19 protein-coding genes and 1 tRNA gene are annotated in these 17,396 nt (G+C 43.2%); 2 read left to right on the forward strand and 18 right to left on the reverse strand.

Translation table 11 applies throughout. The annotated features are described in order from the left end of the window. Positions 1 to 212: 212 nt before the first annotated feature. Positions 213 to 284 (reverse strand) — tRNA-Arg (locus ACSVDJ_RS16135). 225 nt (positions 285 to 509) lie between these two features. On the opposite strand from ACSVDJ_RS16135, the gene clpP reads away from it, so the two are divergent. Beyond that, on the forward strand, positions 510 to 1,109 hold the full coding sequence (clpP, locus tag ACSVDJ_RS16140) for an ATP-dependent Clp endopeptidase proteolytic subunit ClpP (protein WP_094833539.1): 600 nt from the start codon (positions 510 to 512) through the stop codon (positions 1,107 to 1,109). Positions 1,110 to 1,202: 93 nt separating this feature from the next. On the opposite strand, the gene ACSVDJ_RS16145 is transcribed toward clpP, so the two are convergent. From ACSVDJ_RS16145 to ACSVDJ_RS16225, 17 genes are all read right to left on the reverse strand, one after another. Beyond that, on the reverse strand, positions 1,203 to 1,466 hold the full coding sequence (locus ACSVDJ_RS16145) for an HPr family phosphocarrier protein (RefSeq protein ID WP_439167218.1): 264 nt from the start codon (positions 1,464 to 1,466) through the stop codon (positions 1,203 to 1,205). 22 nt (positions 1,467 to 1,488) lie between these two features. Then, the gene (gene whiA, locus ACSVDJ_RS16150) at positions 1,489 to 2,433 is read right to left on the reverse strand and encodes a DNA-binding protein WhiA (RefSeq protein WP_439167219.1); all 945 of its coding nucleotides are present in this window, start codon (positions 2,431 to 2,433) and stop codon (positions 1,489 to 1,491) included. Positions 2,434 to 2,478: 45 nt separating this feature from the next. Next, complete coding sequence (gene mgfK, locus ACSVDJ_RS16155) at positions 2,479 to 3,444, reverse strand: gluconeogenesis morphogenetic factor MgfK (protein WP_439167221.1); 966 nt, start codon at positions 3,442 to 3,444, stop codon at positions 2,479 to 2,481. Next, on the reverse strand, positions 3,441 to 4,334 hold the full coding sequence (gene rapZ, locus ACSVDJ_RS16160; RefSeq protein ID WP_439167222.1) for an RNase adapter RapZ: 894 nt from the start codon (positions 4,332 to 4,334) through the stop codon (positions 3,441 to 3,443). Before rapZ ends, mgfK begins: the two co-directional genes overlap by 4 nt. Before the next feature lie 21 nt (positions 4,335 to 4,355). Continuing rightward, positions 4,356 to 4,814 (reverse strand): NUDIX domain-containing protein, encoded by a 459-nt coding sequence (locus ACSVDJ_RS16165; RefSeq protein WP_439167224.1) that lies wholly within the window; start codon positions 4,812 to 4,814, stop codon positions 4,356 to 4,358. A gap of 291 nt (positions 4,815 to 5,105) precedes the next feature. Further along, positions 5,106 to 6,059 (reverse strand): thioredoxin-disulfide reductase, encoded by a 954-nt coding sequence (trxB, locus tag ACSVDJ_RS16170; protein WP_439167226.1) that lies wholly within the window; start codon positions 6,057 to 6,059, stop codon positions 5,106 to 5,108. A gap of 110 nt (positions 6,060 to 6,169) precedes the next feature. Beyond that, entirely contained in the window at positions 6,170 to 7,678 is a 1,509-nt protein-coding gene (locus ACSVDJ_RS16175; RefSeq protein WP_439167227.1) for a tetratricopeptide repeat protein, read from the reverse strand. Between the two features lie 574 nt (positions 7,679 to 8,252). Continuing rightward, positions 8,253 to 8,888, reverse strand: a complete 636-nt coding sequence (gene hisIE / locus ACSVDJ_RS16180; protein ID WP_439167229.1) for a bifunctional phosphoribosyl-AMP cyclohydrolase/phosphoribosyl-ATP diphosphatase HisIE — start codon at positions 8,886 to 8,888, stop codon at positions 8,253 to 8,255. After that, the gene (gene hisF / locus ACSVDJ_RS16185) at positions 8,885 to 9,643 is read right to left on the reverse strand and encodes an imidazole glycerol phosphate synthase subunit HisF (RefSeq protein ID WP_439167230.1); all 759 of its coding nucleotides are present in this window, start codon (positions 9,641 to 9,643) and stop codon (positions 8,885 to 8,887) included. Before hisF ends, hisIE begins: the two co-directional genes overlap by 4 nt. Further along, positions 9,644 to 10,372, reverse strand: coding sequence for a 1-(5-phosphoribosyl)-5-[(5-phosphoribosylamino)methylideneamino]imidazole-4-carboxamide isomerase (gene hisA / locus ACSVDJ_RS16190; protein WP_439167232.1), 729 nt, complete (start codon positions 10,370 to 10,372; stop codon positions 9,644 to 9,646). Next, entirely contained in the window at positions 10,369 to 11,004 is a 636-nt protein-coding gene (gene hisH, locus ACSVDJ_RS16195; RefSeq protein WP_439167234.1) for an imidazole glycerol phosphate synthase subunit HisH, read from the reverse strand. The genes hisA and hisH overlap by 4 nt, the downstream gene beginning before the upstream one ends. Further along, on the reverse strand, positions 11,005 to 11,598 hold the full coding sequence (hisB, locus tag ACSVDJ_RS16200; RefSeq protein ID WP_439167235.1) for an imidazoleglycerol-phosphate dehydratase HisB: 594 nt from the start codon (positions 11,596 to 11,598) through the stop codon (positions 11,005 to 11,007). Positions 11,599 to 11,617: 19 nt separating this feature from the next. Then, positions 11,618 to 12,889: a histidinol dehydrogenase gene (gene hisD / locus ACSVDJ_RS16205; RefSeq protein ID WP_439167899.1), complete on the reverse strand. Its 1,272-nt coding sequence runs from the start codon at positions 12,887 to 12,889 to the stop codon at positions 11,618 to 11,620. Between the two features lie 5 nt (positions 12,890 to 12,894). Next, positions 12,895 to 13,530, reverse strand: coding sequence for an ATP phosphoribosyltransferase (gene hisG, locus ACSVDJ_RS16210; protein WP_094833526.1), 636 nt, complete (start codon positions 13,528 to 13,530; stop codon positions 12,895 to 12,897). Beyond that, complete coding sequence (locus ACSVDJ_RS16215; protein ID WP_439167900.1) at positions 13,530 to 14,714, reverse strand: ATP phosphoribosyltransferase regulatory subunit; 1,185 nt, start codon at positions 14,712 to 14,714, stop codon at positions 13,530 to 13,532. The genes hisG and ACSVDJ_RS16215 overlap by 1 nt, the downstream gene beginning before the upstream one ends. 444 nt (positions 14,715 to 15,158) lie before the next feature. After that, on the reverse strand, positions 15,159 to 16,598 hold the full coding sequence (locus ACSVDJ_RS16220) for a carbon starvation CstA family protein (RefSeq protein WP_439167237.1): 1,440 nt from the start codon (positions 16,596 to 16,598) through the stop codon (positions 15,159 to 15,161). Between the two features lie 184 nt (positions 16,599 to 16,782). Further along, positions 16,783 to 17,088 (reverse strand): hypothetical protein, encoded by a 306-nt coding sequence (locus ACSVDJ_RS16225; protein WP_439167239.1) that lies wholly within the window; start codon positions 17,086 to 17,088, stop codon positions 16,783 to 16,785. A 128-nt stretch (positions 17,089 to 17,216) separates the two neighbouring features. On the opposite strand from ACSVDJ_RS16225, the gene ACSVDJ_RS16230 reads away from it, so the two are divergent. Continuing rightward, a complete protein-coding gene (locus tag ACSVDJ_RS16230) occupies positions 17,217 to 17,396 on the forward strand; it encodes a hypothetical protein (RefSeq protein ID WP_439167240.1) in 180 nt (59 codons plus the stop codon).

Consider the following 17,396-nt stretch of genomic DNA (forward strand, 5'->3'; position numbering starts at 1 on the left):
AAATGGGAAAACAGTGGAATTCATGTGAAGTTAATCGAAGTCTTTTCATACTAGAACTCATTTTGTAGCACATCAATATAAAATCACAGCTTTATTCTTACTTGACTTCCCTCCCACGCTCCCAAAAACCCCTCTATTGCGTGGCACACAAAAAAGCTCCTACGCTCGTAGAAAAATCACTACAAACATAGGAACTCATTATCATTTTATTACGCCCTCGGCAGGAATCGAACCCACATCTTAAGAACCGGAATCTCACGTGCTATCCGTTGCACCACGAGGGCAAAATGTTTAAGTACATTACAAAATTATAGCGTAATATATCAGAAATTGCAATATGCAATTATTTCGTGCTGTTTAGCAGGACTTTTATTGGACATACTAGAAAATTATATTTAAAGAGAAAATGTTAATATTTAAAGCTTAATGTTTGACCTTCATTGACCATCACTGTATGATAAACATTACATAAGATTTTCTTACAAAATCATTCTTAAGGAGGAAAGAACATGAATCTAATTCCTACAGTTATTGAACAAACAAACCGAGGAGAGCGTGCGTACGATATTTACTCTCGTTTGCTAAAGGATCGCATTATTATGCTTGGAAGCGGCATTGATGACAATGTAGCAAACTCAATCGTTTCCCAATTATTATTCCTTCAAGCAGAAGACCCAGAGAAGGACATTTCCATCTACATCAACAGCCCAGGTGGAAGCATTACAGCCGGTATGGCGATTTATGACACGATCCAATACATTAAGCCAGATGTTCAAACGATTTGTATCGGTATGGCTGCTTCTATGGGAGCATTCTTGCTGGCGGCTGGAACGAAAGGCAAACGTTTCGCCCTACCAAACAGTGAAGTAATGATTCACCAACCACTCGGAGGCGCGCAAGGTCAAGCAACGGAAATCGAAATTGCTGCGAAACGCATCTTGTTCCTTCGTGAAAAACTAAACCAAATTCTAGCTGAGCGTACAGGTCAATCACTTGAAGTCATTTCTAAAGATACAGACCGCGACAACTTCATGACAGCTGAGCGTGCATTAGAATACGGCTTGATTGATAAAATTCTTACACGTAACGAACTTCCGGAAAATAAATAAAAGCGGAAGTCCACTAGTCGGTGGAACCTGTAGCTGGATAAATAAATCAAAAAAACACCTGAACAATGGAGCGATCCATCATTCAGGTGTTTTTTAATAGTTACCTTCCTGTTCAACGAAGGCTACTAATGCCTCTAATGCGCTTTGTTCATCATGTCCGTCAGCGGAGATCGTGACGGAGCAGCCGCGGTTAATCGCTAGGCTCATAATGCCCATGATGCTTTTGGCGTTCACTTTCTTGCCGTCTTTCTCAAGGAAAATCTCCGAAGAAAAGCGATTGGCCTCCTGCACAAATAAGGCTGCTGGACGCGCTTGAAGTCCCATCTTCAATTGCACGTTTGTTGTTTTTTCAACCACTTTGTTTCCCCCCTCTTCTTACTTATTCGATCGGTTCGCTTGCTCTAATTTTGTCAGCGATTTCATCTATTTTACGAAGACGATGGTTAATACCTGATTTGCTAATTTTCCCTCCAGATACCATTTCTCCCAGTTCTTTCAATGTGACATCTTGATGCGTCACTCGCAGTTCGGCAATTTCGCGCAGTTTATCTGGCAATACTTGTAGGCCAACTGTTTCTTCGATATAGCGTATATTTTCAACTTGGCGCAGAGCTGCACCAATCGTTTTATTCAAGTTAGCGGTTTCACAGTTAACTAGTCGGTTCACCGAGTTTCTCATATCGCGGACAATGCGGACATCTTCAAAACGAAGCAAGGCACTGTGCGCACCAATAATGTTTAAAAATTCGGTGATTTTCTCTGCCTCTTTTAAATAGGTAATAAACCCTTTCTTTCGCTCTAATGTTTTACTATTGAGATCAAAGACATTCATCAGTTCACTCAGAGCCTCATTATGTTCTTGATATAGGGAGAAAATCTCCAAATGATAAGAAGACGTTTCTGGGTTATTTACCGACCCACCTGCAAGGAAGGCTCCTCGTAAGTAAGCACGTTTACAGCATTGATTCTCAATCAGCTTGGCCGAAATGTTATGAACAAAGGAAAAGCCGGTTTCAATAATCGCTAAATCGTCTAATATTTCTCTTGTCTGTTCCTTTAGTCTAACAATGTAGACGTTATTCTTTTTCAACCTCATCTTTTTACGAACGAGCAGTTCTACTTCCACTTCATAGTTTTTCTTTAATAACACGTATATTCTTCGAGCGATCGCCGCATTCTCTGTTTGAATATTCACAACAAGTAAGCGATTGGAAAATGAAAGTGATCCATTCATTCGAATAAGCGCAGAAAGTTCCGCTTTCGTACAGCAACTATTTCCTTCAACGGTCGTTAGTTCTTTTTTCGTTTCCGAAGCAAAAGACATATGAGACACCCCCCTATCTGAGATGCTCGTTCTATAGTATAAGGTTTATTTTTTTTCTTTAATTAAGTTCGATAAGATGTCCGCCACTTTGTTGGTGTCATGACGAATCATGCCCTTTTCTCTAGTGACGATATCATCAAAAATGACGTTGAGCCCTAATGATTTCAAGAGGTCAATATCATATACGACTGGTTTCGCCAGCTCTTCTTTATATTTCTCTTGAATTTGTGTCGGGATCGGCTCGTTATTAACGAGGATCGTATCGATAAAAGCACAGGCCATATGGTCATAAATTGCTTTTACATGATCGCTTGCGGTGAAATCGAGCGTTTCGCCAGCCTGGGTCATTAAATTACAAATATACACTTTTCGCGCTGTCGCATTGCATACTTCTTCTCCAATTTGCGGAACGAGTAAGTTCGGCAAAATGCTTGTATACAGGCTTCCCGGTCCGACGATAATTAAGTCGGCTTCTCGAATCGCTCGAATCGTCTCAGGCAAAGGCTGTATATCCCCCGGTGTTAAAAACACGCGCTTAATTCTTTTTCCTGAGTAAGGAATTTTCGATTCGCCGGATACGACCGTACCATCTTCCATTTCAGCATGAAGGACGACGCTTTGATTCGCCGCAGGCAACACTTTTCCACGGACATTAAGCACGCGGCTCATTTCTTGAACAGCATGTACAAAATCACCTGTGATCGAAGTCATGGCAGCGATCATTAAATTCCCAAGCGAGTGGCCCGATAGTTCATTTTTAGTACTAAAACGATGTTGGAACATACTTTCTAGTAACGGTTCCACATCCGATAAAGCGGCGAGCACATTGCGGATATCCCCAGGAGGTGGGATGTTAAGCTCATTACGCAAACGGCCAGAGCTGCCGCCATCATCCGCTACCGTCACGATCGCCGTCAAATCGATGGGATGCTTCTTCAAGCCGCGAAGCAAAACAGATAGACCTGTGCCTCCACCGATAATCACGACTTTTGGCTGTTGCTGATTTTTCATACTTTTTTCGCCTTGCGTTTATTAATGTCGCGGTGTGTAATGCGCGTCTCATAATCCTTAGAGAAATGGTTACCGAGATATTCCGATAAAGCGACAGAGCGATGCTGTCCTCCTGTGCATCCGATCGCAATGACGAGCTGAGATTTTCCTTCCATCTTGTAATGTGGAAGCATAAATGTTAATAAATCAATCGTTTTTTCTAAAAATTTCTGCGTGTCACTCCATTTTAATACGTACGTCGCGACATCTTCCTCAAGCCCTGTTCGCGGTCTCATATGATCGATGTAGTGCGGATTCGGTAGAAAACGAACGTCAAAGACGAGATCCGCATCGATTGGTAAACCGTGCTTAAAGCCAAATGACATCACATTTACAGTAAAGACGGACTTTTTGTTTAATGAAAACTCGGTTAAGATTTTTTCACGTAAGTCTTTCGGTTTCATTTCCGATGTATTGTAAATGAACTGCGCTCGACCTTTTAACTCCTCTAACAGCTCGCGTTCTTGGAGAATTCCATCTAACGGCAAGCCAGTTGGAGACAGTGGATGAGAACGCCTTGTTTCTTTATAGCGGCGAACGAGTACGGAATCTTCAGCGTCAAGAAATAGTACTTTTGGCGTTAACTCGGCCATTTCGATCACTTCATCCAACGACTTAATTAAATCATCAAAGAATTCGCGTCCGCGCAGATCCATCACGACGGCTACTTTATTCATTTGATTATTCGCATCCTTCATAAGCTCCAAAAATTTCGGCAGCAACATCGGCGGCAAATTATCGACGCAATAAAAGCCAAGGTCTTCAAAACTTTGAATCGCGACGGTCTTCCCAGCGCCAGACATCCCGGTAATAATGACTAATTGCACATCGTTTCCCACATTTGTGTTCATGTTCTTTCTCCTCTCCTTTTTCTAGCTTGGATCTAATCGGTAAGATAATAGAGTAAAGTCTGGTGTATATGTAAAGGCTCCATAAAGAATGCCAGATCCATGAATCATGTACTCAAGGATATGACGATCTCCTTCTGCCATTGGAAGCTCTTTAATCATATCGATCGCATGCCATTCCAGCTTTCCTTCTTCACTCTCTACAATATTTACTCCATCACTTTCCGTTGCAAAAAAGGTGAACATCATCCATTCGGAAATAATTTCATCCTTCTCTTTAATCGTAAAAGTAAAGATTCCTTTCACATTCGGGTTGCGTAAATACATACCTGTCTCTTCCCGAAATTCACGAATAGCCGCATCTCTGATCGATTCCCCAGCTTCCATCTTTCCACCGGGAGCAACCCACCAGTTTCGGCGTGGCTTTTGCAGCAATAAAATTTTGTCATCCTTTAACAATAAACAATTTGTTACACGTTGCACAATTGATCACCTCAAGCCGATGCGACAAAATGCCGTCATTTTACTATTTTCATTATTATACTATGTTCTTTCTACCGATCTCAATGCTAGGTTCGTGTAATAAGGGTAGAGGGTTTTTTTCAAAAAAAAGCAGGTTGCCTCGCTCACATCGATTATGTGACCAAGACAACCTCATAAAGTAGGGATATACGTTAATACTTAGGGGGTGTTTGAAACTGCTAATTGTAGTATAGCGGAAAAATATTTCACCTCTATTACGGTTTCATTAACAGTCGATTAAACTTTCCCGTCTTATGCTTTAACCCCTAGCTCCGCTTTCAATTCTTCGATGTAATGCTGTGCCGATTGAGCGGCGATACTTCCATCTCCTGTTGCTGTGACGATTTGACGAAGTGTTTTCTCGCGCACATCACCCGCTGCATAAATTCCAGCAACGTTCGTTTCCATTTGATCGTTCGTTACCACATAGCCAGCTTCATTCGTGATACCAAGGCTTTCAAATGGCTTCGTCAACGGAACCATACCGACATAAATGAACACGCCGTCCGCTTCGAATTCACGTTCTTCGCCATTTTCAGTAGAAACGAGCGTTAAGCTACCAACCTTGCCGTCTTTTTCATTGATTTGCTTCACGGTATGACTCCAAATGAAATCTACTTTCTCGTTGCTAAATGCACGATCTTGAAGAATTTTTTGCGCACGCAATTGATCACGACGGTGAACAATTGTTACTTTTTTCGCAAAGCGAGTTAAGTACACACCTTCTTCTACGGCAGAGTCTCCGCCACCGACAACGACTAGCTCTTTCTCTTTAAAGAAAGCACCGTCACATACCGCACAATAAGAAACGCCGCGGCCGCCTAATTCTTTTTCACCTGGTACGCCGATTTTCTTATACTCCGCACCTGTTGTGATGATAACCGCACGTGCTTTATATTGCTTCGTTCCAGCGTCAATCGTTTTATATTCTTTGCCGTCAATAATTTGCTTAATATCGCCATAAGCATATTCCGCTCCGAACTTCTTCGCATGGTCAAACATTTTCGTCGATAGCTCTGGCCCAAGAATATGATCATATCCCGGATAGTTTTCTACTTCTTCTGTATTTGCCATTTGTCCACCTGGTACACCGCGCTCAATCATTAATGTTGAAAGATTCGCACGAGAGGTGTAAACAGCGGCTGTCATCCCTGCTGGACCTGCCCCAATGATAATGACGTCATACACTTTTTCTTCTGCTGTCAAAGTAAGCCACTCCTTTATTTACTCTCATTTTGAATATACCCTAAAACGTATTTTTTATTCTATACTCATATCGTACTCAATGTGTCACGATTCGTCTATTTTTATGCTTATTAAAGGTGTTCTCTCACAAATTTGACATATTTCTTCATTGTCGAAGGTGATACGTCATACTTTTCAGCGAGGTTCGCTTGCGACTCTTTTTCTCCACGGAACTTTCGCCACACATATTCTGTCGCTGCCGCAAAAGCAGATGGATTTTTCATTTTTGTCTCTTGCTCCATCTCATGAAAGATGGTAAACCATAACATAATTAAGCCAGCTTCCTCCGCACCGATCGGCTGAAACTGTCCATGTAATATCAAGGCTGTTTGATGAGCGATTTGAACGTTTGCTTCATCCTTCAGCTGCTCCGTGATCGGCATCCCTAACACAGTAGCTAAATATATTTTTTCCCGAAAATCGAGAGACTCAATCTCACAAAAATCCGGGTGACTCATCACTTGCTTTTGATCGTCCGATAGTGAAAACAAAAAAATACCGAATAAGCGCTCTTCCTCATATTCACTATTTAATCGGCGAACGATTGTCGCTGGATGATGCTCAAGCCCTTCCTTTTGACGATCATCTGCATTCCACGGTTCTAGCCCTTCTTTTTCAGGGCTTTGTTGCAACACGTATTTCCAAGCTTTACGCGCCACTTTCTCCCGCCCAGTAAAGTAAGCTGAATAAGCGAACCAATAATAAAACGATGCTTCTCCCTCAAAGCCGCGTTTATACAACTTCTTCAACCATCGATACGCCTCTTCATATTGACCAATTAAAGCGAATGTAGCACCAAGCTTATATTGTTGCTCCGGTAAAAGCGGGTTAATTTTCTTCAAAAGCTCGACTAGTTCCTTCAGTAACCCGTATTGCTTTTCGTAATACATAAAGACCGCCATATTACTTAACGCATGTAAGTTCCCTGGACTTTTCTCTAACACGTCATGGAGTACATTATGCGCCTTTTCAATATGTCCTAAATAAAAATGAGCAAGTGCTAAATTATTATAAGCAGACCAAAAATCAGGGTACTTTTCGATGAGGGCCTCTAAACGTTCAATGGCCTTTTCGTAGCTACCGCCCTCAAGGAGAAAACGAGCCTCTTCCTGCATCGTAATTAAATCATCTTGTGCATAAAGATCGTCCAGTTCCCCTTCACCATCGATCGTAATTAAATCTAATAGATCTTCCGCATCCTCGTGAAAATCCCCTTGCTCATCCTGATCTAAATAAGTTTGAACATGTTTAAATGCTTCTTTAAACATTCCCATATGGGCATAGTTATTCGCTAAAAAATAATGGCATTCACTAACGAGTGGATCTAAATCATCCAGTATAAAATGTAGAAGACCATTCGATTGTTCAAAATTCCCAAGTTCCGTTTCAACAATTGCTAATTGACAAGCAATCATCGGCTCCAGCGGCTCTAAATCCATCGCACGTGATAAATATTTTTTTGCCTTAGGTAGCTCTCTTTTGCTAAGAGCTTTCAACCCTTTTTTATAATAATACTCACCTGTCGGCAAAAAGGAGATCACTTTCCCCTTCTCCTCCCGTAACTTTGAGTGTTTTCTCATGTAAATCCTCCGAGCCATTTATACTTAACCTATGTAGTATACCATATAAAAGAAATTATCAGTTGCAAAAAAACAAAAATGGATAGCGCCATTATTGGGAAAAGGGGGTGGGCACTGGAATGTTGAAGAAAACGGTTTAACATTGAAGAAGGTCTTTGCAACGTTGAAGAAACGGTTACAACATCGAAGAACAGTCCGGCAACGTTGAAGAAACGCCTACAACATCGATGAAGTGCTCCGTAACGTTGAAGAAACGCCTACAACATCGATGAAGCGCTCCGTAACGTTGAAGAAACGCCTACAACATCGATGAAGCGCTCCGTAACGTTGAAGAAATGGCTATAACATCGAAGAAGCGCTCCGTAACGTTGAAGAAACGCCTACAACATCGATGAAGCGCTCGGTAACGTTGAAGAAACGGCTATAACATCGAAGAACAGTCCAGCAACGTTAAAGAAACGCCTACAACATCGAAGAACACCCCTGTAACGTCGAAGAAACACCCACACCACCGCCTTCCCACCTCGCCCACACGATAAAAAAGCGAGGCACGTTCCCCCGCTTTTCCATTCATTTATTTCGATTTTTCCTCGTGACGTTTCGCTAATACACTAAGGACATCTGCCAATTCTACTTTTTGCTCGCGCAGCAAGACGAGCAAATGGTACAACAAATCAGCCGATTCCCATTGCAATTCATCTTTGTCACGATTTTTCGCGGCGATGATGACTTCAGCTGCTTCCTCTCCGACTTTCTTCAAAATTTTATCGACGCCTTTTTCAAATAAGTATGTCGTATACGCGCCTTCTGGTCGGTTTTCTTCTCGTTCCGCGATGACTTCCTCTAGCTTATGTAAAATGACATAAGGCAATGTTTCCGTTTGCTCACCGTACAAGGAGTGCTCAAAGCAGCTAATTGTTCCTAAGTGACAAGCAGGCCCCACAGGCTTCACTAACACAACGAGTGCATCTTGATCGCAATCGTATTTAATATTGACGACTTTCTGTGTGTGACCGCTCGTTTCTCCTTTATGCCACAATTCCTGACGAGAGCGGCTAAAGAACCAAGTTTCACCGGATTCGATCGTTTTTTGCAGTGACTCTTTATTCATGTAAGCGAGCGTCAACACCTCATAAGTTGCCGCATCTTGAACGACCGCAGGAATGAGCCCTTTTTCATCAAACTGTAAATCGTCAATGTTTACACTCATCTCATTTTCACTCCTTGACTTTTTAAAAAGCTTTTCACTTCATTTACACTTGTTTCTTTATAATGGAAAATGGAAGCTGCAAGTGCCGCATCCGCTTTTCCTTCATTAAATACTTCGAGAAAGTGCTCGGCATTTCCTGCTCCACCTGAAGCAATGACCGGCACATCGACTGCCTCGCTCACGGCCTTCGTCAAGGAGAGATCAAACCCTTTTTTCTCGCCGTCACTGTCCATGCTCGTTAATAAAATTTCACCAGCCCCACGCTCGACCGCTTCCTTCACCCAAGCAATTACTTCGCGCTCCGTCTCTTTGCGACCACCATGTGTATAGACGCGCCATGAACCGAGCGCCTCATCCCACTTCGCATCCACTGCAAGAACGATACATTGCGAGCCAAAATAGTCGGCTCCTTCTGAAATCAACTCGGGGCGTAGGACAGCAGCGGTATTAACAGACACTTTATCTGCCCCTGCACGAAGCATCCGCTTCATATCATCAAGCGAGTTAATTCCTCCACCAACGGTAAAAGGAATCGCTAGTTCCGAAGCGACGGATTGAACGACATCGACCATCGTTTTCCGACCTTCATGAGACGCCGAGATATCAAGAAACACAAGCTCATCCGCCCCTTGATCATCATAAATACGAGCAAGCTCGACTGGATCACCCGCATCACGAAGCTGCACAAATTGAATCCCTTTAACAACTCGACCATCCTTCACATCTAAGCATGGAATAATTCGTTTCGTCACCATTCACTTCACCTCTTCCAACACTTCTCGAACCGTAAACTGACCCGTGTAAATCGCTTTCCCGACGATGACCCCACTTACGCCGTCCTCTGTATACTGCTTCACCTTATGTACATCCGCTAGGGAACTGACTCCGCCAGAAGCAATGACGCTTTTTCCTGTAGCCCGAGCTAGTTCCGCCACCGCCTCAATATTCGGACCAGAAAGCATACCATCTGTCGCAATATCGGTAAAAATAAACGTTTCCGCTCCAGCCTCCGCTAACTCTTTCCCAAGATCGACTGCTTTTAAAGAAGACGTTTCAAACCAACCATGCGTAGCGACAAAGCCGTCCTTCGCATCTAAACCGATCGCGATTTTATCGCCATATGTACGAAGCCATTCCTTCACAAGCTCCGGCTTAGAAACGGCCAAACTACCAATAATGACTCGATCCACGCCGTTCTCTAAGTAGTGGCGAACATCCTCTTCCGTGCGAATGCCGCCGCCGATTTGCACTTTCGCCGATAACTTCTGCGCCGCTTCAATGACAAAGCGATCATTGATACGCTCTCCATCTTTCGCGCCATCAAGGTCAACCATGTGAATCCATTCCGCTCCTTGGTCGACAAATGATTTCGCCATCTCAAATGGAGAATCGCCGTAAATCGTTTCCTGATTATAATCTCCTTGCGTTAATCGTACGCATTTGCCAGCGCGCATATCGATCGCCGGGTAGATGACAAAACTCATAATATCGCCTCCGATTGCTCCATTGCTTTTGCAAAATTTCTTAGTAATTGCATGCCTACTTCTCCACTTTTTTCTGGGTGAAATTGCATCCCAAATACATTTTTATGACCAACGACTGCCGGAGTGCCAACGCTATACATGGTGCTTGCGAGTAAATCCTCTTCCCTCATTTCACTCACATAGTACGAGTGAACGAAGTAGACAAACCCTTGATCGACGCCTTGCAACACAGGCGAATCTTGATGAAACGTCAGCTCATTCCATCCCATATGCGGCACCTTCACTTTTTCCCCAGCCACTTCAGCTGGAATGCGAGTAACTCGACCTTTTAATAAGCCCAGCCCTTGAAAACAGCCATTTTCTTCACTTTCTTCAAATAACAGCTGCATCCCAAGGCAAATGCCAAGAAGCGGACGACCACTGTCCACATACTCTTTTAAAAATTGATCGAGCTTCGTATCTTGCAGTAAAGCCATCGCATCTTTAAAGGCTCCCACCCCAGGTAAAATTAACCCTTTCATCTGATCCAGCTCTTCCGGCGAATCGCTAATAATATAAGGGACCTTCATTCGCTCTAGCGCTTTACTGACGCTGAATAAATTCCCCATTCCATAATCGACAATCCCGATCATTTACAACATTCCTTTCGTCGAAGGCACACCTTTCACACGTGGGTCGACCATCGTCGCTTCATCGAGTGCGCGAGCCAGTGCTTTAAAGACCGCTTCAATCATATGATGTGTATTTTGTCCGTAGTGAATAATGACATGTAAATTCATTCGTGCTTCTAATGCCAGCTTCCATAAAAATTCATGAACGAGTTCCGTATCAAATGTACCGACTTTTTGCGAAGGAAAGTCCGCTCCACGTATTTCAAAATGCGGACGATTGCTTAAATCGACGACGACTTGCGCCAACGTTTCATCCATCGGCACGAACGCATTGCCGTAACGCTTAATTCCCTTTTTATCACCAAGCGCTTCTTTCAATGCGAGTCCGAGACAAATACCGATATCTTCTGTCGTATGGTGATCATCAATTTCGACATCGCCATCGGCTTTTACCGTTAAATCAAACTGACCATGCTTCGTAAACAGATCCAACATATGATCCATAAACGGCACACCTGTCTCAATCTCCGCTTTTCCTTCTCCATCGATCGAAAAATTTAAGTTAATTTTCGTTTCATTCGTATTCCGGTTCAATTCTGCTATCCGCTTACTCACACTCGACACCTCATCTATGTTATTTTTTCTCCGCTCGGATCTCAACCGCTCGCGCATGAGCTTCAAGCCCTTCTAATCGAGCAAAAGCGGCAATCTTTTGATAATTTTCATTGTACGCCTGCTCGCTGTACATAATAATGCTAGATTTTTTCATGAAATCATCGACGTTGAGCGGGCTCGAAAAACGAGCGGTTCCGTTCGTCGGCAACACATGGTTCGGGCCGGCAAAATAATCACCGATTGGCTCTGAACTGTAGCGTCCCACAAAAATCGCTCCTGCATGACGAATGTCTTTGACGACCTCTAACGGCTGTTCCGTCATAATTTCTAAATGTTCTGGTGCAAGTCGGTTAATCGTTTCCACCGCTTCCGCCATAGCTTTCGCCACATAGATCGCTCCATAGCTTTCGATCGAAGCACGTGCAATCTCTTGACGCGGCAATTCTGCTAATTGTCGCTCGACTGCTTTTGCTGTCGCTTTTGCTAACGTATCAGACGTCGTGACGAGTACACTGCTTGCGCGTGGGTCATGCTCGGCTTGCGATAACAAGTCGGCCGCGATTTCTTGTGGACAAGCTGTTTCATCCGCGAGCACCGCAATTTCGCTCGGTCCAGCAATCATATCAATGTCAACATCGCCAAACACTTCTCGTTTCGCTAGTGCCACATAAATGTTTCCCGGCCCTGTAATTTTATCCACAGGCTGAATCGTTTCGGTTCCGTAGGCCAGTGCTGCGACCGCTTGCGCACCGCCGACTTTATATATTTCTTTCACACCCGCAATATCAGCAGCGACAAGTACTCCAGCTGGTAAGCGCCCATCTTGGCCCGGTGGCGATACCATCACAATTCGCTCCACCCCTGCTACTTTCGCTGGCATTACATTCATGAGCACAGACGACGGATAAGCTGCCGTTCCTCCTGGGACATAGACGCCCGCCGAATCGAGTGGGGTCATTTTTTGACCGAGTATAGAGCCGTATTGGTCGCTGTACATCCACGTTTGTCGCAGCTGCTTTTGATGGAAGGTGAAAATATTGTCAGCCGCTTCTTGAATAATATCGACCATCTGCTTCGGCAATTGCTCATACGCTTCATTCACTTCTTCTTGTGTCACTTTTAAGCTAAACAATTTCGCTCCGTCAAACTTTTTCGTTAACTCTCTTAATGCTTGATCGCCTTGTGAGCGGACAGTACGAATAATCTCTTGAACGGTCGCACGTTGCTCTTCTGTGCCGCTATCGACCGATCGTTTCAGCGTTAAATCACCCGTTATTTTTTCGATTTTCATCATGTTCACACGACCTTTTCTGAAATAATCTCGGTGAGTCGATCGACTAACGTTTGAATCTCTCTATCTTTCATCCGATAGCTGACTGGATTGACAATCAATCGCGACGTAATTCCGACAATCGTTTCGTATTCAACTAAGCCGTTTTCCTTTAACGTCCGCCCTGTGGAAACAATATCAACGATGCGGTCGGCTAACCCGATTAACGGCGCAAGCTCAATCGACCCATTTAGCTTAATAATTTCGACTTGCTCCCCTTGCTCACGAAAATAAGTCGATGCCACATTCGGATATTTCGTTGCAATTTTTGGTGCCACTTCGCTCATCGATGTATTCGGCAACCCAGCAACCGCTAAATAACAAGGACTAATTTGTAAATCAAGAAGCTCATACACATCGCGCTCTTCTTCTAATAGCACATCTTTTCCGGCGATTCCAAGGTCAGCGACGCCATATTCAACATAAGTCGCAACATCCATCGGCTTAGCTAAAAAGAAGCGTAAATTTTCTTCCGGCACTTCAATAATTAATTTGCGAGACTCATCGAATTCAGGAGGAAGCTGATACCCCGCTTGCCGCAGCAAATCAGCCGCTTCTTCAAAAATTCGTCCCTTTGGCATCGCGATCGTTAACATCGACATTAGCTTTCCCCTCCATTCTTCGCTTGCCCGACATAATAACTGACATTTTCATAGGCACTTGTAAAACGATCGACATCTTTCACGCCAGCCAAATCTTGTAGCACAACCTTTTCCCCTTGTGCTCGAAGTTCAGCCGCCGCTTCAATCGCTTCTTTCCGGCGCTCTTTACTGAAAATAAGACAATGAACTTGTTCCGTTTCCACTAGCTCACCGACCGCTTCAAGCAGAAAATCAATCCGTAGACCAAAACCGGTCGCACTAGCTGGCCGCCCGAATTTTTCCAATAAATTATTGTAACGCCCTCCGTTGCCGACCGGATAACCGACCCCATCGGCATACGTTTCAAATAAAATGCCAGTATAGTAACTCATATGACTAACGAGCGATAAATCAAATTTAATATATTGCTCGATACCGTAATCTTTCAGCAACTCGATCAATTGGCGCAACTCCTCAATCGCTTCTTTACCGGCTCCATCTTCGATTAACTCAGCCGCCATTTGCAAGCAATCTTCATTTCCATGTAAATGTAAAAACTTCAATAGCCGTTGCTTATCAATCGACGATAAAGACAGGGCACGGACATGCTCACGGTAGCCGACGTAATTTTTTTCATATAAATAACGACGAAGCGTGCTCGCTCGCTCTTCCGTTCCAAGGATTTGCTGAAATAGCTCTTCGACAAAGCGAATATGACCGATCGACACTTGAAATTGCTTTAAGCCTGCTTCTTGTAGCGCCGAGACCATTAACGCAATCACCTCAGCATCGGCACTAATCGTTTCATCGCCGATGTTCTCCACACCAATTTGAGCAAATTCAGCCGCTCGCCCTCCTTCACGCTGCTGGGCACGATATACATTCGCTGAATACGCAAGGCGAAGTGGCACTTGCTCTTTCAGCAATTTAGAAGCCGCCGTTCGTGCAATCGGCGTCGTCATATCCGGTCGAAGCACAAGCGTGTTCCCTTGTTGATCGAGCAATTTAAACAGCTGCTGATCTAAAATTGCCGATGCTTCCCCGACCGTATCGTAATATTCTAAAGCTGGCGTCTCAATAAACTGATAGCCAAAGCTTTTCATTTGTCGTTCAATGGCCTCTTTGAATTGCCGCTTCGTTTCATATATATGAGGAAGCGTATCCCTCATTCCAACTGGTTTTTCAAACATGAACAGTTTTGACATCTTCATCACCCGACCGCTTATATTTTTCAAAACCCTTTAGTTCGCTAATATGTTACCATAGTGAAGTTATTAGTATTTTAACGTTTCTGACTATTTACGTCAAGATAATTAACAGAAAGTTTGAAAAAGGAGACTCGATCGTCGCCGAGTCTCCTTTTGAGTTTAGTTAATTCATAGCTGCTTCTGCTTTTCTATTGTCTAGCTACAGTCCCCAGCGACTAGTGGCCTTCCCCTCTCCTCCTTGCGATAAGTCAACATCGATTCACTATCGTTCATCGTGTTGTCTAGCTCCGCCAACTAGCCGCTCGAGGTCAAAAATCAATCCGTCCAAAAGGTTAAAGAACAACCTTTCAGCCGGCTCGCCTTTTGCTTGTCGCGGCTAACGAGTTGGCTCTGCATTTCATTTTCCTTTATCTCGTGCGGATCGGTCCAGCCCATACGTCGCTAAGCAGGGACTTCCGCTTTTCTTTCTGCTGTTTTTACCTGTTTATGCTGAATGATTTGCCATACATATAATGAGAAGATTCCTACAGTCAGTACACTACCGATTATTAAAGAAATGGAATAATCCATTGCAAATCCTTCAGGTGCATAAAAGATGTACGTACAAACTACTCCTGTCATGAACAATGCTGGAAGACCAGTCATCCAATGAGCTTTTCCTTCTTTTAATAAGTAAGAAGTCGCCGTCCATAACATGACCGTTGCCACGACTTGGTTCGTCCAACCAACATATCGCCACAAAAATGAATAATCAATGGTCGCTAACAGTAACGTCGGCACACTTACCGCAATGGTTAATAAGAAGACCACACTTTTCTTATCAGGATTTATCCATTTAACCACCAGTTCTGTCACCATCATTCGCGACGAGCGAAGTGCTGTATCTCCTGTTGTAATCGGTAAAATAATTACTCCTAACACGGCTAGGATGCCACCAAGCGTTCCTAATAACGAAGTCGAAATTTCATTGACCACTCCAGCAGGACCACCTGCCGCTAATGCTGCTTGAAGCCCATCCGTCCCACCAAAGAACGTCATGCCAGCCGCCGCCCAAATTAAAGCAATGACCCCTTCACCAATCATCGCTCCATAAAATACTTTACGACCTTCTGACTCCTTTTTCATCGTACGAGCAATAATTGGACTTTGTGTACTGTGGAATCCAGAAATCGCTCCACAAGAAATCGTTACCATCAACAATGGCCAAACCGGCAATTCACCAGGATGAAGATTGTCCAATGTTATATTCGGAATCGGCTGATCCCCAAACAATAAAGCTACGGCAATCGCCAGTGCCATAAAGATTAATATCGCACCGAATATCGGATAGATTTTACCGATGATTTTATTGACCGGTAACACAGCTGCTAATAAGAAATAGATAAAAACAAGAACCAAACCAGCTGTGAAATTTAACGGAGTGATTTGTGCGATCAACTGAGCAGGCCCTGCGGTAAAGGCCGCTGCTACCAAAATCATTAATACGATAGAAATAGCATTGATCATCGTTTTCACTGTTTTGCCTAAATATCGACCAACTAACGTCGGAAATTGCGCCCCACCATGCCTTAGCGATAACATTCCTGAAAAATAATCATGAACCGCTCCGGCAAAAATACAACCAACTACAATCCAAATAAAAGCCACTGGACCGTATAAAGCTCCTGCAACCGCCCCAAAAATGGGACCCAATCCTGCAATATTTAATAATTGAATTAACGAGCCCTTCCACCAACTCATCGGCATATAATCTAATCCATCCTGCTGCGTATAAGCTGGTGTCGGTTGCTCATCATCAATAACAAACACCCGCTCAACCACCTTTGAATACACGGCGTAACCAACAAAAAGTAATAACAAAGCTGCAATAAATGTCACCATAAGATGTCTCCTCCTGATGTTATGTGTCAAATAATTTATTCTATATTCTATATTCTGAAAAATTAAAATACAAGCTTTTTTTTGAAAAAAAACAAGTAAAAATTGAGTTTGGTGGTAGGTTTGTTCTATTTTGAAATAATTTTTTCTATTTTTACTAACGCACTTGTTTCTGGAGGATAGCCATTTACGAATCATCGTTTCCTTTTTTTCTATAAATCTCATAAGCGAAAAATCCAAATAAATAGCCTATTCCAGCTCCTAAACTAACTGTAAATACTAAAGGGATCGAGAAAAACACGCCAAAAATTACACCGATCGCACAACCAAAAAGCATTCCCATCGGTATTAAACTGGCTAATAAATTTTGAGCGCCTTTTGACTTTTTCTTCCCTAGATCGCCTTGGTTATATTGATGTTTAAGTCTTTCAATTACATAAACTACAATTCCCCCCACTATTACAACAAGCGCAATTGCCATGACCAACTCCATGTTAGAACCCCCTTATTTTTATGATGTAGATCTAATCTACAAAAGATTAGCCCGGACAGGTGATTGATTCCCCTCCACTAATAATAGATGGTATAATAATCCTAAATAGGTAACGAGAGGTGAGTTTTTTGGCTGATTTTAACACTGCGGATGCTATGTTTCAACTGTTTATGCTGCTATTTGTATTAGGAATCCCTGCAATCGTCATTGTGGCTATGATGTATTTTATTCGGTCGGGGAAAAGGCGAAATGAACAGTTGCAGCGACTAGAGGATAAGATCGATCAATTAGAAAATCAATCAAAATAA

Source organism: Bacillus sp. Hm123 (assembly GCF_051842975.2).
Classification (GTDB): Bacteria; Bacillota; Bacilli; order Bacillales; family Domibacillaceae; genus Bacillus_CE.